The organism is Streptomyces sp. NPDC029836, assembly GCF_055574495.1.
The window spans coordinates 103,400-118,842 of the sequence record NZ_JBVHZI010000008.1; the positions used below are offsets into that span (position 1 = coordinate 103,400).

Here is a 15,443-nt window from a genome sequence, read left to right on the forward strand (position 1 = left end):
ATCCTTGTGGGCACGCGGCCAATGCGGCGGCGGACAAGGAGAGTTCGGTGGACAAGCACGATGGTCGCGATGCCGGAACGATCCGGCTGGACGACCCCTGGTACGACGCGCTGGCCGTGGGCTGGGGCGAGGTTGAGGAAACGGTCCCGCCGCACCAGGCCCCCGGGGATCGCCCCGCGCCCGGCGCGTCCGACATCTACTTGGAAGTGCAGCGCAGCGCCGCCTTCCAGGAGGTCCGCAGCCGCTACCGGAGGTTCGTCATCCCGGCGACCATCGGCTTCTTCCTCTGGTACGTCGCCTACGTGATCGCGGCCACGGCGGCGCCCGGCCTGATGGCCCGGCCGGTCGTGGGCGCGGTCAACGTGGCCCTGCTGGCGGGGCTCGGCCAGTTCCTCACCACTTTCCTGCTGACCTGGGCCTACGCCCGGCACGCCCGACTGCGTCGGGACCGGGCCGCGCTCGATCTGCGGTGGACGGTCTTCGAGCAGGAGCGCGACCAGGAGCGGAACCGGGCCCGGGGGGAGGGCAGGTGACGACCGAACACCAGACCCTGGCGCTGATCCTCTTCAGCCTCTTCATCGCCGTCACCCTGGGCATCACCACCTGGGTCAGCCGCAACCGGCACGGCTCCGCCGAGGAGTTCTACGCGGGCGGGCGGTTGTTCTCCCCCCTGGAGAACGGTTTCGCCATCGCCGGCGACTACATGTCCGCCGCGTCCTTCCTGGGGATCTCCGGGCTGATCGCCCTCTTCGGCTACGACGGCCTGCTGTACTCGGTCGGCTTCCTGGTCGCCTGGCTCGTGGTCCTCTTCCTGGTCGCCGAACTGGTCCGCAACTGCGGACGCTTCACCCTCGCCGACGTCGTCGCGGCCCGGATGGCCGAGCGACCGGTACGGATCGCCGCCGGGACCTCCTCGGTGGTCGTCTCGGTGCTCTACCTGATCGCCCAGATGGTCGGCGCGGGCAGCCTGGTCGGGCTGCTGCTCGGGGATTCCGGGCCCGGGGCCAGGACCCTGACCGTGATCGGGGTCGGCGCGCTGATGGTGGTCTACGTGACCTTCGGAGGCATGCGGGCCACCACCTGGATCCAGATCGTGAAGGCCGTGCTGCTGATGGGCGGGGCCGTGACGCTGACCGTCCTCGTCCTTCTGCGCTTCCACGGCGACTTCGACCAGCTGCTCACGACCGCCGCCGACCGCAGCGGTCACGGGAGCCGCTTCCTCAGCCCCGGCCTCAAGTACGGCGCCGACTGGACCTCCCGCTTCGACTTCATGAGCCTGGGCCTCGCCCTGGTGCTCGGGACGGCGGGCCTGCCGCACATCCTGTCGCGCTTCTACACCGTCCCCACCGCGCGCGCCGCCCGCCGGTCGGTGGTGTGGGCGATCGGCCTGATCGGCGGCTTCTACCTGATGACCATCGTGCTCGGCTTCGGCGCGGCCGCGCTCGTGGGGCCCGACGCGGTGCGCGCGTCGAACGCCTCGGGGAACACGGCCGTGCCGCTGCTGGCCGCCTTCCTCGGCGGGGGCGCCGGGTCCACGGGAGGCGCGGTCCTGTTCGCCTTCGTCGCCGCCATCGCCTTCGCCACCATCCTCGCCGTGGTCGCCGGGATCACCCTGGCCTCGTCGGCCTCCGTCGCGCACGACCTGTACGCCTCCCTCAAGCGCCGGCACGCCCGGCAGCGCAGCGAGGTGACGGTGGCGCGGCTGGCGGCGGTCGGGATCGGCGCGGTGGCGATCGGCCTGGGCCTGCTCGCCCAAGACCTGAACGTGGCCTTCCTGGTGGGGCTCGCCTTCGCGGTGGCGGCCTCGGCGAACCTGCCGGTGCTGCTGTACTCGCTCTTCTGGCGCGGGTTCACCACGCGGGGGGCCGTCTGGTCGGTGTACGGGGGCCTGATTCCCTCGGTGCTGCTGGTGGCGCTGTCACCGGTGGTCTCGGGGAGTCCCGAGTCCCTCTTCCCCGGGGTGGACTTCCAGTACTTCCCGCTGCAGAACCCGGGGATCGTCTCGATCCCGCTGGGCTTCCTGGCGGGCTGGCTGGGCACGGTGACCTCCGGTGAGGAGCCGGACGAGCGCAAGCACGCGCAGACCGAGGTCCGCTCCCTGACGGGGGCCGGGGCGGTGTAGCCGGCCGGTCGGTGGGGTTCGCGACCATGTTCAGCCTCCGCCGGGCGGCTGCCAGGAGTAGCGGTGTTCCGGGCGGCCCGTCTCGCCGTAGCGCAGGGCGAGGGTGACCCGGCCGGCGCGGTCGAGGAGCTTCAGGTAGCGCTGGGCGGTCTGGCGGCTGATGCCGGCCCGGTCGGCGACCTGTTGGGTGGACAGGGGGCCTTCGGCGGTCCGCAGGACCCGGCGGACCAGCTCCGCCGTGGTGGGGGAGTGGCCCTTGGGCAGTTCGTTGGGGGTTCCGGCCGCGGCGAGCGCGCCGAAGATCCGGTCCACCTCGGCCTGTTCGGCTTCTCCGCCGCCGGCCAGGGAGCGGTGGAGGGTGGCGTAGGCCTCCAGCTTGCCGCGCAGGCCGGCGAAGGTGAACGGCTTGACCAGGTACTGGAGAGCGCCGAGGCGCATGGCCGCCCGGACGGTGGTGAGGTCGCGGGCCGCGGTGACCATGATGACGTCGGTGTGGTGGCCGAGCTGGCGCAGCCGACGGACCAGGTCGAGGCCGTTCTCGTCCGGTAGGTAGTGGTCGAGGAGGACCAGGTCCACCGGGTGGGCGGTGAGGAACTCCAGTGCCTCGGCGGCCGAATGGACCTGCGCGGCGACCCGGAACCCGGAAACCTTCGCCACGTAGGCCGCGTTGATCAGGGCAACACGTACGTCGTCATCGACGACCAGTACCTGCATCGGGGTCTCGTTCACCGCAGGGCCTCCGGGAGTACGACGGAGAACTCCGCCCCTCCGTCCGCGGTCTCACCGGCCCGCGCGCTGCCGCCCTGCCGCTCCGCGAGGCGGCGTACGAGGGCGAGGCCCAGTCCGCGCTCGCGGTGGGCCCGGGGTTGCTTCGTCGACCAGCCCTCGGTGAAGACCTCCTCGCGGTGCCCGGGGGGAACACCCGGGCCGCTGTCGCGCACCCGTAGGACGGCGCTGCGGCCGTCCGCGCGGATGTCGACCTCGACCAGGGGCGCGGCCGAGCCCGCCGCCGCGTCCAGGGCGTTGTCGACCAGGTTGCCGAGGATGGTGACGAGGCCGCCGGGATCCACGAGCCGGTCGGGAAGCAGGGCGGTCGGGGCGAGCCGCAGCGGGACGCCCCGCTCTGCGGCGACCGTCGCCTTGCCCACCAGCAGGGCTGCCAGCAGGGGGTCGTGGACCCGCTCGGTCACCTGCTCGGCCGTGGTGCGGTGCACGCCCACGACCTCGTTCACGAACTCGACGGCTTCCTCGTGCAGGCCCAGTTCCAGCAGCCCGAGCAGGGTGTGCAGCCGGTTGGCGTGTTCGTGGTCCTGGGCGCGCAGTGCGTCGATCAGACCCTTGGTGGAGTCGAGCTCGCGGCCCAGGTGCTCCAGTTCGGTGCGGTCGCGCAGGGTGGCGACGGCGCCACCGTCCGAGGTGGGCATGCGGTTGGCCACCAGGACGCGGGGGCCTTGGACGGCGAGCAGGTCGCGGCCGGTGACGCGGCCGGAGAGGACGTCGGTGGTGCGGCCCGCGCCGAGGACCTCGTCGAGGGGGAGGCCGGCGAGGGTGTGCGCGGTGTCCGGGGTGAGGCCCAGCAGCCGGGCGGCCTCGTCGTTGACCAGCCGGATCCGTCCCTTCCCGTCGAGGGCGATGACGCCCTCCCGGATGGAGTGCAGCATCGCCTCGCGCTCCGCGAGGAGGCCCGCGATGTCGGAGAAGGCGAGGTCCCTGGTCTGCCGGTGGATCCTGCGGGACAGCAGGTAGGCGGCGAGCGCGCCGGCGGCCAGGGCGCCGCCGGCGTAGGCGAGCAGCCCGGGGATGGTGGCGACCAGGCGGTCGCGGACGTTGTCGTAGGCGATGCCGACCGACACCGCTCCGACGATCTCCCCGTCGGCGGCGACGAGCGGGACCTTGCCGCGGGCGGAGCGCCCCAGCGTGCCCTCGTCGATCTCCATCACCTCACGGCCGGCGAGGGCGTCGCCCGGGTCGGTGGACACGGGGAGCCCGATCCGGTCGGGGCTCGGGTGGGAGCGTCGGATGCCGTGCAGGTCGAGGACGACCACGTACTCGGCTCCGGTCGCCCGGCGGATCCGTTCGGCGGCGGCTTGGACCGGGGTGTCGGCCGCCGGGCCCGCGCCGAGGAGGTCGGCGGCCAGTGACGGGTCCGCGGCCGCGCTCTGCGCGATGGCCAGGGCGCGGCGCATGGCCTGGTCGTCCAGCTGGGCGCTCAGCGGTGCCAGGAACAGACCGGTGGCCAGCGCGAGGACCCCGGCCGCGAGGGCCAGCTGGGTGAGCAGGATCTGGGAGGCGGCCCGTCTGGGCAGCCCGAGGCGCCGAGCGCTGGTGGGGAGGAACCGCATGCCTAGCACCGTAGGTCGGCTTCAGCCTCAGCGGAATTCTCTCGTCCACGCAAATGGCTTGCGTTATTTACACCCAGCTTGCGCAAGTGATGCGGGCGTGAAAGTGCGGTCAGAAGTGTGGACGATTGAGCAGGGCTCTGCAATTCTCGCACGGCAGTACGCAAAATCCTGTCTCACCCGCTTCCGAGAGTTCATGTCGAGGGACGAGGACCTATGAGAAGGCACACCTGGAGGTGGCGGGCGCTGGCCGCCGTCCTCAGTACGGCTCTGTTGATCATGGGCTGGCCCGCCCTGACCGCCGCGGCCGCGGGCGGTCCGGGCATCGCGGCGGGCAGGCCCGCCACGGCGAGCAGCAGCAACGGCGTCCACGGCGCCGCCAACGCCACCGACGGCGACCCCGCCACCTACTGGGAGAGCGCGGGCGGAACGTTTCCGCAGTGGGTGCAGACCGATCTCGGCGCCACCGCCCGCGTCGACCAGGTAGTACTGAAGCTGCCGACGTCCTGGGAGAGCCGTACCCAGACTCTGGCCGTCCAGGGCAGCGGCGACGGCGTCGCCTTCAACACCCTGGTCGCGTCGGCCGCGTACGTCTTCGGCCCCGGCAACGGGAACACCGTGACCGTCACCTTCCCCGCCACGCAAACCCGGTACGTACGGATCGCCGTCACCGCGAACACCGGCTGGCAGGCCGCCCAGCTCTCCGAGCTGGAGGTGCGCACCCCGGACGAGTCGTCGCTCGACCTGGCGCGCGGCAGGACCCTGACCGCGAGCAGCAGCACCCAGGCCTACCTGCCGGCCAACGCCAACGACGGGAACACCGCCAGCTACTGGGAGAGCGCGAACGGCGCGCTGCCCCAGTGGCTCCAAGTGGACCTCGGCTCCTCCGTACGCGTCGACCGGGTGGTGCTGCGGCTGCCCGGAACCTGGGGCGCCCGCACCCAGACCCTCAAGATCCAGGGCAGCGCCAACGGCGCCGACCACACGGACCTGACCGCCTCGAAGGGCTACCTGTTCAACGCCGCCGGCGGCAACTCCGTGACCATCGCCTTCGACGCGGCCACCACCCGGTACCTCCGCGTCTGGATCTCCGCCAACACCGAGCAACCCGGCGGCCAGCTCTCCGAACTGGCGGTCTACGGGCCACGGACCGGCGACACCGCCGCGCCGACGGCCCCCACGGAGCTCGCGTACACCGAGCCGGCCACCGGCCGGATCAAGCTCACCTGGAAGGCGGCGACCGACGACACCGGCGTCACCGGCTACGACGTCTACGCCAACAACCAGCTGCGCACGAGCGTCGCCGGTGACGTCACCACCTACACCGACACGCAACCCACCGGGACCACGATCACCTACCACGTCCGCGCGAGGGACGCGGCCGGCAACCAGTCGCCCCACAGCAACACCGTGACCCGGGCCGCCGACACCGGCGACACCCAGGCGCCGACCGCTCCGGGCGCCCTCACCCTGACCGAACAGGCGGCCGACCGGATCGGACTGTCCTGGCAGGCCTCCACCGACAACGTGGGGGTCACCGGCTACGAGGTCTACGCGAACAACGTGCTGCGCACGACGGTCGCGGGCAACACCACCTCCTGGAGCGACACCCAGCCGGCCACCGCGACCGTGACCTACGTCGTCCGCGCCAAGGACGCGGCAGGCAACCGGTCCGGCGACAGCAACTCCGTCACCCGCAACGGCACCGGGGGCGGCGGCTCCAACCTGGCCGTCGGCAAACCGGTCACCGGCTCCTCCGTGATCCACACCTTCGTCGCGGAGAACGCCACCGACAACAACACCGCCACGTACTGGGAGGGCGCCGCCGGGGCGTACCCGAGCACGCTGACGGTCAAGCTGGGCGCCAACGCGGATCTGCAGCGCCTCGTTCTCAAACTGAACCCGGACAGCGGTTGGGGCGCCCGCACCCAGAACATCCAGGTCCTCGGCCGGGAGCAGAGCGGCTCCTCCGTCACCGGGTTGGTCGCCGCGAAGGACTACGCCTTCGACCCGGCGTCCGGCAACACCGTCACCATCCCGCTGAGCGCCCGCGTCGCCGACGTCCAGCTGCGCTTCACCTCCAACACGGGTTCCTCCAACGGGCAGATCGCCGAGTTCCAGATCATCGGGGTGCCGGCGCCCAACCCGGACCTGGAGGTCACGGGGCTGAGCGCCGCGCCAGCCGTTCCCGTGGAGTCGGACCCGCTCACGCTCTCCGCCACCGTCAAGAACAGCGGTCCGGCTCCGGCCCCCGCCACCGCCGTGACCTTCACGCTCGGCGGCACGAAGGTGGGTACGGCCGCCGTACCGGCGCTTGCCGCCGGGGCGAGCGCCACCGTCAGCGCCGGGATCGGGGCGCGCGACGCGGGGACGTACTCCCTCGGCGCGGTCGTCGACGAGGCGAACACCGTGGTGGAGCAGAACGACAGCAACAACTCGTTCACCGGCCCCCCGCTGGTGGTCCGTGGGGTGGACAGCTCCGACCTGGTCGCCTCCGAAGTGAGTTGGGCGCCGTCCGCTCCGTCCGAGGGCAAGCCGGTCGCCTTCGCCGTCACGGTCCGCAACCAGGGCACGATCGCCACGGCCGGCGGCCCGCACGCGGTCACGCTCACCCTCCAGGACGCGGCGGGCGCCACCGTCCGCACCCTGACGGGATCCTTCGACGGGCCCCTCGCCGCCGGCGCGGCCACGGCCCCGATCGCGCTCGGCAGCTGGCCGGCCGCGAACGGCAAGTACACGGTCAAGGTCGTCCTCGCGGACGACGCGGCCGAACTGCCGGTCAAGCGCGCCAACAACACCTCCACCAGGTCGTTCTTCGTCGGTCGGGGCGCGAACATGCCCTTCGACATGTACGAGGCGGAGGACGCGGTCGCCGGGAGCGGGGCGACGGTGGTCGGCCCCAACCGGACCATCGGTGACATCGCGGGCGAGGCCTCGGGCCGCAAGGCGGTCAGCCTCGACGCGACGGGCGAGTACGTCGAGTTCACCACTCGGGCCACCACGAACACCCTGGTCATCCGCTTCTCCATCCCGGACGCTCCGGGTGGCGGAGGCATCGACTCCACCATCAACGTCTACGTCGACGGGGTCTTCAAGAAGGCGCTGCCGCTGACCTCCAAGTACGCCTGGTTGTACGGGGCCGAGGCCTCGCCGGGCAACGCGCCGAGTGCCGGGGCGCCGCGCCACATCTACGACGAGGCGAACATCCTGCTCGGCGAGACGGTTCCCAAGGGCAGTCGGATCCGGCTGCAGAAGGACGCCGCCAACACCTCCACCTACGCCATCGACTTCGTCAGCCTGGAGCAGGCCATCACCGCCCCGAACCCGAACCCGCAGACGTACGCGGTGCCCGCCGGCTTCGGCCACCAGGACGTGCAGAACGCCCTGGACAAGGTACGGATGGACCCCACGGGCAAGCTGGTCGGCGTCTACCTGCCGCCCGGCGACTACCAGACGGCGAGCAAGTTCCAGGTGTACGGCAAGGCCGTGCAGGTGGTCGGCGCCGGACCGTGGTTCACCCGCTTCCACGCCCCGTCCACGCAGGACAACACCGACATCGGTTGGCGGGCCGACGCCACCGCGAAGGGCTCCTCCTTCTCGGGCTTCGCCTACTTCGGCAACTACACCTCGCGCATCGACGGGCCGGGCAAGGTCTTCGACTTCGCGGGCGTCTCCGACATCACCATCGACAACATCTGGAACGAACACATGGTGTGCTTGTACTGGGGCGCCAACACCGACCGGATCACCATCAAGAACTCGCGGATCCGCGACATGTTCGCCGACGGCATCAACATGACCAACGGCAGCACCGACAACCTCGTGACCAACAACGAGGCGCGGGCCACGGGCGACGACAGCTTCGCGTTGTTCTCCGCGATCGACGCGGGCGGCGCGGACATGAAGAACAACGTCTACGAGAACCTGACCACGATCCTGACCTGGCGCGCCGCCGGGGTGGCCGTCTACGGAGGCTTCAACAACACCTTCCGCAACATCCACATCGCCGACACCCTCGTCTATTCGGGCATCACCATCAGCTCGCTGGACTTCGGATACCCGATGAACGGGTTCGGGACGGAACCGACGACCTTCGAGAACATCTCCGTCATCCGGTCCGGCGGCCACTTCTGGGGCGGCCAGACCTTCCCCGGGATCTGGCTGTTCTCCGCCTCCAAGGTGTTCCAGGGCATCCGGATCAACAACGTGGACATCATCGATCCGACGTACAGCGGCATCATGTTCCAGACGCAGTACGTCGGCGGTCAGCCGGTCAACCCCATCAAGGACACCGTCCTGAGGGACATCACCATCACCGGGGCCAGGAAGAGCGGTGACGCCTTCGACGCCAAGTCCGGCTTCGGCCTCTGGGCGAACGAGATGCCCGAGGCGGGCCAGGGGCCGGCGGTCGGCTCCGTGACCCTCCACAACCTGCGGACCGGCGACAACGCCGTGGACATTCGGAACACGACCTCGACGTTCCGGATCGACCGGCTGCCGTAGCCGCGCGCACGGGCACGAAGGGTCGGCGCCGCTCGGGGAACTCCCGGGCGGCGTCCGGCCCTTTCCAGGGCCCGTGGCCGAGAGTCGGCCCTGTCGGGTCCGCCCGAACCCCAGCCAAACTGGCTGTAACCGAACTGCAAGGAATTTGCATCGCTTGCGCTACTCTTGCGTTCATGACGCGACGACTTGCTCAAGTGGCGAAGAAGGTGGGAGTCAGCGAGGCAACGGTCAGCCGGGTGCTCAACGGCAAGCCGGGCGTCTCGGAGGCGACCCGCCAATCCGTGCTCACCGCCCTCGACGTGCTCGGGTACGAGCGCCCCACCCAGCTGCGCGGCGAACGCGCGCGCCTGGTCGGCCTCGTGCTGCCGGAGCTCCAGAACCCGATCTTCCCGGCCTTCGCCGAGGTCATCGGCGGCGCCCTCGCCCAACAGGGCCTCACCCCCGTGTTGTGCACGCAGACCACCGGCGGGGTTTCCGAGGCCGATTACGTGGAGCTCCTGCTCCAGCAGCAGGTCTCCGGGGTGGTGTTCGCCGGCGGGCTCTTCGCCCAGGCCGACGCCCCGCACGAGCACTATCGGCTGCTGTCGGAGCGCAAGGTTCCGGTGGTGCTGATCAACGCCTCCATAGAGGACCTCGGCTTCCCGTGCGTGGCCTGCGACGACGCCGTCGCGGTCGAGCAGGCCTGGCGTCACCTGGCCTCCCTGGGGCACGAGCGGATCGGCCTGGTGCTGGGCCCGCCCGACCACATCCCCTCCCTGCGCAAGCTGGTCGCGGCCCAGGCCGTCGCCGCGGCGGCCGGCTCCGAGCTGCCCGCGGCGCACGTGGAGCGGACCTTGTTCTCCCTGGAGGGTGGTCACGCGGCCACCTCCCGCCTGCTCGACCGCGGGGTCACCGGCATCATCTGCGCGAGCGACCCGCTGGCCCTGGGAGCCGTACGGGCGGCCCGGCGCCGCGGCCTGAACGTCCCCGGCGAGGTCTCCGTGGTGGGGTACGACGACTCCGCGTTCATGAACTGCACCGAGCCCCCGCTGACCACCGTCCGCCAGCCCATCGAGGCCATGGGGCGGGCCGCGGTGGAACTGCTCACCGCGCAGATCCAGGGCGCCGCCGTGCAGCCGGGGGAGTTGCTGTTCGAGCCGGAGCTGGTGGTTCGCGGCTCCACGGCCAAGGCGCCGCGCGCGTAGCGCGCATCTACCCGCCCTTCGGGCGCCCGGCTTCCTCGGGCTTCGGGGCTCCGGAACGTCAGTTGACGTTCCGGAGCCCTTTTCGTGTCCCCAGCACAACACTCCCCTGCCAATGTATTGCGGAGTCTGCGCGAGATATTGCGTCCATCTGTCGGTGGTGGTTGAGTGTGCCGCGCTCGCCCCCACGCCTCCTGTCCGAAGCTCGAAGGGGACCACCGATGAGAACCAACGTCCGCCGCAACGTCGCGGCCGCCCTCGTCTCCGCGCTCGCCGTGACCGCCCTCGCGGCCTGCGGTACGAGCAGCAGCGGCGACGACCCGAAGGAGCAGCCGAGCGGCGGTTCCACCGACGCCTCCGCCCCGCTCGACCCGAAGACCAAGGTCACCCTCTCCATCGACTGCATGCCGCCGGCGGCCAAGGCGGCGGAGTTGAAGGAGTGGAAGGAGGACGTGGCGGAGTTCAACAAGACCTACCCGAACGTCACGATCGACGGCCGTTCCACCCCCGGACAGTGCCTGGAGCCCCCGCGCTTCACGGCGATGCTCAAGGCCAAGTCCCAACCGGACGTCTTCTACACCTACTTCACCGACCTCCAGCAGGTGCTGGACAACGACGGGGCCGAGGACATCTCGGCGTACGTGACCCCCGCCTCGGTGCCCGCCCTGGGCGACATCGACAAGAACGTGCTCGACGTCCTCCGCAAGGACGGCAAGCTGTACGGGCTGCCCACCAGCAACTACACGATGGGTCTGCTGATCAACCGCAAGCTGTTCCGGGACGCGGGCCTCGACCCCGACTCCCCGCCCCGGAGCTGGGACGAGGTCCGGGCCGCGGCGAAGAAGATCGCCGCGCTCGGCAACGGCACCGCGGGCTTCGGCGAGTACAGCGTGGAGAACACCGGAGGCTGGCACTACACGGCCACCATGTACGGACTGGGCGGCGACATCGTCGGCGCCGACGGCAAGGCCGCCTTCAACAACGCCACCGGCCGGCAGATCGTCGACAACCTGCGCGCCATGCGCTGGGACGACGACAGCATGGGCCGCACCCAACTGCTCAAGTGGGGCGACCTGCAGAAGCAGATGGCCGCGGACAAGCTCGGCATGTTCCTCGCCGCGCCCGACGACATCACGTACATGGTCCAGCAGTTGGGTGCGAAGTACGAGAACTTCGGCATGGGCCCGATCCCCGGTGGCGCGTCCACCCTGGCCGGCGGCAACGGCTACGTGATCAAGAAGGGCAGCTCGCCCGACAAGGTCAAGGCGGCCGTGGCCTGGCTGAACTTCAAGACCCTCGCCGTCGGCAAGGGGCAGTTCCGCTACGACCGCAGCAAGGCGGACGGCCTGCCCGTCGGTCTCCCGCAGCCCGCCTTCTTCACCGGCGCGAGCAGGACCGAGGACGACCGGCTGAAGGCGGCGAGCGCCACCATGCCGGTCGCGAACTTCAAGAGCTTCCTGGACAACCCGGTCCCCGGAAAGGCCGAGCCGCCGAAGGCCCAGGAGGTCTACAAGGTGCTCGACAAGGTGATGTCCGGAGTGCTCACCAACAAGGACGCCGACCCCGCGCAACTCCTCGGCGACGCCGAGAAGGCCGTCAACCAGGTACTGGGGAACCAGTAAGGGCCGCGGGTGGGCCCGGGTGGCGGCGCGGCCGCCGGCCCCGGTCCCACCCGCCCCTCGGACCCGAAGCGACGACCAGCAAGGAGCGAGCGGCGATGCCGGTCCCCACCCTCCCCCGAGCCTCCCGCCCGGAGTTCGTCCGGGCCCTCAAGCGCAACCTCACGGCCCACGGCTTCCTGATCGGCGCCGTCCTGTGCTTCGCCTTCTTCTCCTGGTACCCGATGGTGCGGGAGTTCCTGCTGGCCTTCCAGAAGACGGAAGGCGGAACCACCCGCTGGGTCGGCTGGGACAATTTCGCGTACGTCTTCGGGGACCCGAGCTTCTGGCAGGCCTGGCGCAACACCCTGCTCTTCACGGGACTCGCCCTGGTGCTCGGCTTCGCGGTCCCCTTCGTGATCGCGCTCGTGCTCAACGAGCTGCGCCACGCGCGTGGTTACCTGAGGCTGCTCGTCTACCTGCCGGTGATGATGCCGCCGGTGGCCTCGGTCCTGCTGTTCAAGTACTTCTATGACCCCGGGTACGGCCTGTTCAACCGGGCGTTGGAGTTCCTGCACCTGCCTCCGCAGGACTGGCTGCAGTCCACCGACACCGCGATGCTGTCCGTGGTCATCGCCTCGACCTGGATGAACATGGGCGGCGCGACCCTGATCTACCTGGCCGCCCTCCAGGGCATCCCCGGCGAGCTGTACGAGGCCGCGGAGCTCGACGGGGCGGGCCTGTTGCGCAAGATCTGGCACGTCACGATTCCGCAGACCAAGCTGATCCTCTCGCTGATGCTGCTGATGCAGGTCATCGCGACGATGCAGGTGTTCGTCGAACCGTTCCTGCTGACCGGCGGCGCCGGCCCCGAAGGCTCGACCACCACCGTCGTCGTCCTCATCTACCAGTACGCCTTCAACTTCAACCAGTACGGCGGCGCCGCGGCCATGGGCCTGTGCCTGCTGGTGCTCCTCGCGGGCTTCTCCGCCTTGTACGTCCGCCTCAGCCGCGACAACGAGAGCTGACCGGGAGCCTTCGGTCGACCGCCGACCGTCGAGTATCGCCCGCCGACCGTCGAGTATCGCCCGCCGAGCACCGACCGCCGACCACGAGCGCCGACAAGGAGTCCTTCCCGTGGCAGAGCGCACCCTGATATCGCCCGTCCGCCTCGGCCGCGCCCGGGGCAGGATCCTCTACTGGACCGTCCTCGCGCTGGTCGTCGCCGGCTTCACCCTCGTCTTCCTCGGACCCCTCTACTGGATGGTCGCCAACGGCCTCAAGAGCACCGAGGAGTTCGCACTGGTCCCGCCGACCCTGGTCCCGGACTCCCTGCACACCGCGAACTACACGGCCGCCTGGAAGGTCATGGACCTCGCGAAGCTGCTGTTCAACACCCTCTACTACGCCTTCGGCGCGCTCGCCTTCCAGCTCGTCCTGGACGTGGCCGCCGCGTACTCGCTGTCCAGGCTGCGCCCGGTCTTCGGCAAGGCCGTGCTCGGCATGATGCTCGCGACGCTGATGATCCCGGCGACCGTCCTGGTCGTCCCCCAGTACCTGACCGTCCTGGACATGCCGATCATCGAGCGGAACCTGATCAACACGCCCTGGGTGATCTGGCTGCCGGCCGTCACCAACGCCTTCTCCATCTTCCTGCTGAAGCGGTTCTTCGACTCCATCCCGAAGGAGATCCTCGACGCCGCCGCCATCGACGGCGCGAGCGCCCTGCGCATCCTGCGCTCGGTGGTCCTGCCGATGTCCCGGCCGGTCCTCGGCGTCGTCTCGATCTTCGCGATCGTCGGCGTCTGGAAGGACTTCCTCTGGCCGATGCTCACCCTCCCCGACCCCGCCCTGCAAACGCTCAACGTCGGCATCTACTCGCTGGCCAGCGGCGTTCCCGAGAACCACCTCATCGCCGCCCTCGCGATGGCCTCCGCGCCGACCCTCGTCATCTTCCTGATCTTCCAGCGCAACATCATGAGCGGCCTGACGGCCGGCTCCCTCAAGGGCTGACCGACCGTTCCGGGACCACCGCCGAGCCGCCCGGTTGCCCGCACCCGCCGTGAAAGGACCCTGACGTGGCCGACCTCCCCCTGCCCGACAGCGACGCCGACTGGTGGCGCTCCGCGGCCATCTACCAGGTGTACGTACGCAGCTTCGCCGACGGCGACGGGGACGGCACCGGCGACCTCGCGGGCGTCCGGGCCCGCCTGCCGTACCTCTGCGAACTGGGGGTGGACGCCCTGTGGTTCACGCCCTGGTACCTGTCCCCGCTCGCCGACGGCGGCTACGACGTCGCCGACTACCGCACCATCGACCCCGCCTTCGGCACCCTCGCCGAAGCGGAGAAGCTCATCGCCGAAGCCCGCGCGCTGGGCATCCGTACGATCATCGACATCGTCCCGAACCACGTGTCCGACCGGCACGCCTGGTTCCGCGCCGCTCTCGACGCCGGCCCCGGCAGCCCCGAGCGGGAGCTCTTCCACTTCCGCCCCGGCCGCGGCGAGCACGGCGAACTGCCGCCGGGCGACTGGCCCTCGCAGTTCAACGGCGCCGCCACCTGGACCCGCGTACCGGACGGCGAGTGGTACCTGCACCTGTTCACCCCACAACAGCCCGACCTCAACTGGGACCACCCCGAGGTACGGCGGGAGCACGAGGAGGTGCTCCGCTTCTGGTTCGAGCGGGGCGTCGCCGGCGTACGGATCGACTCCGCTGCCCTGCTGGCGAAGGACCCGGCCCTGCCCGACCTGGCCGGCAGGCCCGCCGGGCCCTGGACCGGGGAGCCCCACCCCTTCATCGACCGCGACGACCTCCACGCCATCTACCGCTCCTGGCGGGAGATCGCCGACGCGTACGGAGCCGTCTTCGTCGGCGAGGTCTGGCTGCCCGACTCCGAGCGCTTCGCCCGCTACCTGCGCCCCGACGAACTGCACACCGCCTTCAACTTCTCCTTCCTCAGCTGCCCGTGGGACGCCGAGCGGCTGCGCACCTCCATCGAGGAGACCCTCGCCGAACACGCCCCCGTCGGGGCCCCGGCCACCTGGGTGCTGTGCAACCACGACGTCACCCGGACCGTCACCCGCTACGGCCGCGCCGACACGGGCTTCGACTTCGCCACGAAGGCGTTCGGCATCCCGTCCGACCCGGCGCTCGGCACCCGACGGGCACGCGCCGCCGCCCTGCTGACCCTCGCCCTGCCCGGCTCCGTGTACCTGTACCAGGGCGAGGAACTGGGCCTGCCCGAGGCCGACGTCCCGCTCGACCGCATCCAGGACCCCATGCACTTCCGCTCCGGCGGCACCGACCCCGGCCGCGACGGCTGCCGGGTGCCGCTGCCCTGGAGCGCCGAGCCCTGGCAGGAACCCTGGCTGCCGCAGCCCGCGCACTGGGCGACGTACGCCGCCGACCGGCAGGACGGCGATCCGGAGTCGATGCTCACCCTCTACCGCACCGCCCTGCGGCTGCGCCGGGACGCGGCCGGGTTCGGTGGCGGCGGCCTGCGCTGGCTGCCCGCCCCGCCCGGAGTGCTGGCCTTCGCCCGCCCCGACGGCCTGCTCTGCGTGGTCAACCTCTCCCGCGACCCGGTGCCCCTCCCGGCCCGTACGAGACTCCTGCTGAGCAGCGCCGCCCTCGACGCCGAGGGGCTGCTCCCGCAGGACACGGGGGTCTGGCTGCGGACCTGACGCCGCAGCCGGAC

The 15,443-nt window shown here is 70.8% G+C and carries 10 protein-coding genes; 8 read left to right on the forward strand and 2 right to left on the reverse strand.

Annotation, left to right across the window (positions count from 1 at the left end; genetic code table 11):
- Positions 1–47 precede the first annotated feature (47 nt).
- Both ACZ4XJ_RS23160 and ACZ4XJ_RS23165 read left to right on the forward strand, forming a co-directional pair.
- A complete protein-coding gene (locus ACZ4XJ_RS23160) occupies positions 48–533 on the forward strand; it encodes a DUF485 domain-containing protein (protein ID WP_362877971.1) in 486 nt (161 codons plus the stop codon).
- The gene (locus tag ACZ4XJ_RS23165) at positions 530–2,122 is read left to right on the forward strand and encodes a solute symporter family protein (RefSeq protein ID WP_468497195.1); all 1,593 of its coding nucleotides are present in this window, start codon (positions 530–532) and stop codon (positions 2,120–2,122) included. The genes ACZ4XJ_RS23160 and ACZ4XJ_RS23165 overlap by 4 nt, the downstream gene beginning before the upstream one ends.
- 30 nt (positions 2,123–2,152) lie before the next feature.
- Here ACZ4XJ_RS23165 and ACZ4XJ_RS23170 read toward each other — a convergent pair whose 3' ends face one another.
- Together ACZ4XJ_RS23170 and ACZ4XJ_RS23175 are read right to left on the reverse strand one after the other, a co-directional pair.
- Complete coding sequence (locus tag ACZ4XJ_RS23170) at positions 2,153–2,836, reverse strand: DUF7342 family protein (RefSeq protein ID WP_468497322.1); 684 nt, start codon at positions 2,834–2,836, stop codon at positions 2,153–2,155.
- Positions 2,837–2,847: 11 nt separating this feature from the next.
- A complete protein-coding gene (locus tag ACZ4XJ_RS23175; RefSeq protein ID WP_468497196.1) occupies positions 2,848–4,464 on the reverse strand; it encodes a sensor histidine kinase in 1,617 nt (538 codons plus the stop codon).
- Between the two features lie 213 nt (positions 4,465–4,677).
- Between ACZ4XJ_RS23175 and ACZ4XJ_RS23180 the strand changes: the two genes are divergently transcribed.
- From ACZ4XJ_RS23180 to ACZ4XJ_RS23205, 6 genes are all read left to right on the forward strand, one after another.
- Entirely contained in the window at positions 4,678–8,964 is a 4,287-nt protein-coding gene (locus tag ACZ4XJ_RS23180; RefSeq protein ID WP_468497197.1) for a galactose-binding domain-containing protein, read from the forward strand.
- 173 nt (positions 8,965–9,137) lie between these two features.
- Positions 9,138–10,148 carry a LacI family DNA-binding transcriptional regulator gene (locus ACZ4XJ_RS23185; RefSeq protein ID WP_468497198.1) on the forward strand — a complete coding sequence of 337 codons (1,011 nt, stop codon included), beginning with the start codon at positions 9,138–9,140 and terminating at the stop codon, positions 10,146–10,148.
- 218 nt (positions 10,149–10,366) lie between these two features.
- Positions 10,367–11,767 (forward strand): ABC transporter substrate-binding protein, encoded by a 1,401-nt coding sequence (locus tag ACZ4XJ_RS23190; RefSeq protein ID WP_468497199.1) that lies wholly within the window; start codon positions 10,367–10,369, stop codon positions 11,765–11,767.
- 95 nt (positions 11,768–11,862) lie between these two features.
- Complete coding sequence (locus tag ACZ4XJ_RS23195) at positions 11,863–12,771, forward strand: carbohydrate ABC transporter permease (protein ID WP_383993590.1); 909 nt, start codon at positions 11,863–11,865, stop codon at positions 12,769–12,771.
- Positions 12,772–12,880: 109 nt separating this feature from the next.
- A complete protein-coding gene (locus ACZ4XJ_RS23200) occupies positions 12,881–13,756 on the forward strand; it encodes a carbohydrate ABC transporter permease (RefSeq protein WP_362877978.1) in 876 nt (291 codons plus the stop codon).
- 65 nt (positions 13,757–13,821) lie between these two features.
- On the forward strand, positions 13,822–15,429 hold the full coding sequence (locus tag ACZ4XJ_RS23205; protein WP_362877979.1) for a glycoside hydrolase family 13 protein: 1,608 nt from the start codon (positions 13,822–13,824) through the stop codon (positions 15,427–15,429).
- Positions 15,430–15,443 lie beyond the last annotated feature (14 nt).

What these genes read in the sequence shown, in the direction of transcription:
- ACZ4XJ_RS23170 (WP_468497322.1), bottom strand. Translation starts at nt 2,836, where the DNA reads ATGCAGGTACTGGTCGTCGATGACGACGTACGTGTTGCCCTGATCAAC.
- ACZ4XJ_RS23175 (WP_468497196.1), bottom strand. Translation starts at nt 4,464, where the DNA reads ATGCGGTTCCTCCCCACCAGCGCTCGGCGCCTCGGGCTGCCCAGACGG.
- ACZ4XJ_RS23180 (WP_468497197.1), top strand. Translation starts at nt 4,678, where the DNA reads ATGAGAAGGCACACCTGGAGGTGGCGGGCGCTGGCCGCCGTCCTCAGT.
- ACZ4XJ_RS23185 (WP_468497198.1), top strand. Translation starts at nt 9,138, where the DNA reads ATGACGCGACGACTTGCTCAAGTGGCGAAGAAGGTGGGAGTCAGCGAG.
- ACZ4XJ_RS23190 (WP_468497199.1), top strand. Translation starts at nt 10,367, where the DNA reads ATGAGAACCAACGTCCGCCGCAACGTCGCGGCCGCCCTCGTCTCCGCG.
- ACZ4XJ_RS23195 (WP_383993590.1), top strand. Translation starts at nt 11,863, where the DNA reads ATGCCGGTCCCCACCCTCCCCCGAGCCTCCCGCCCGGAGTTCGTCCGG.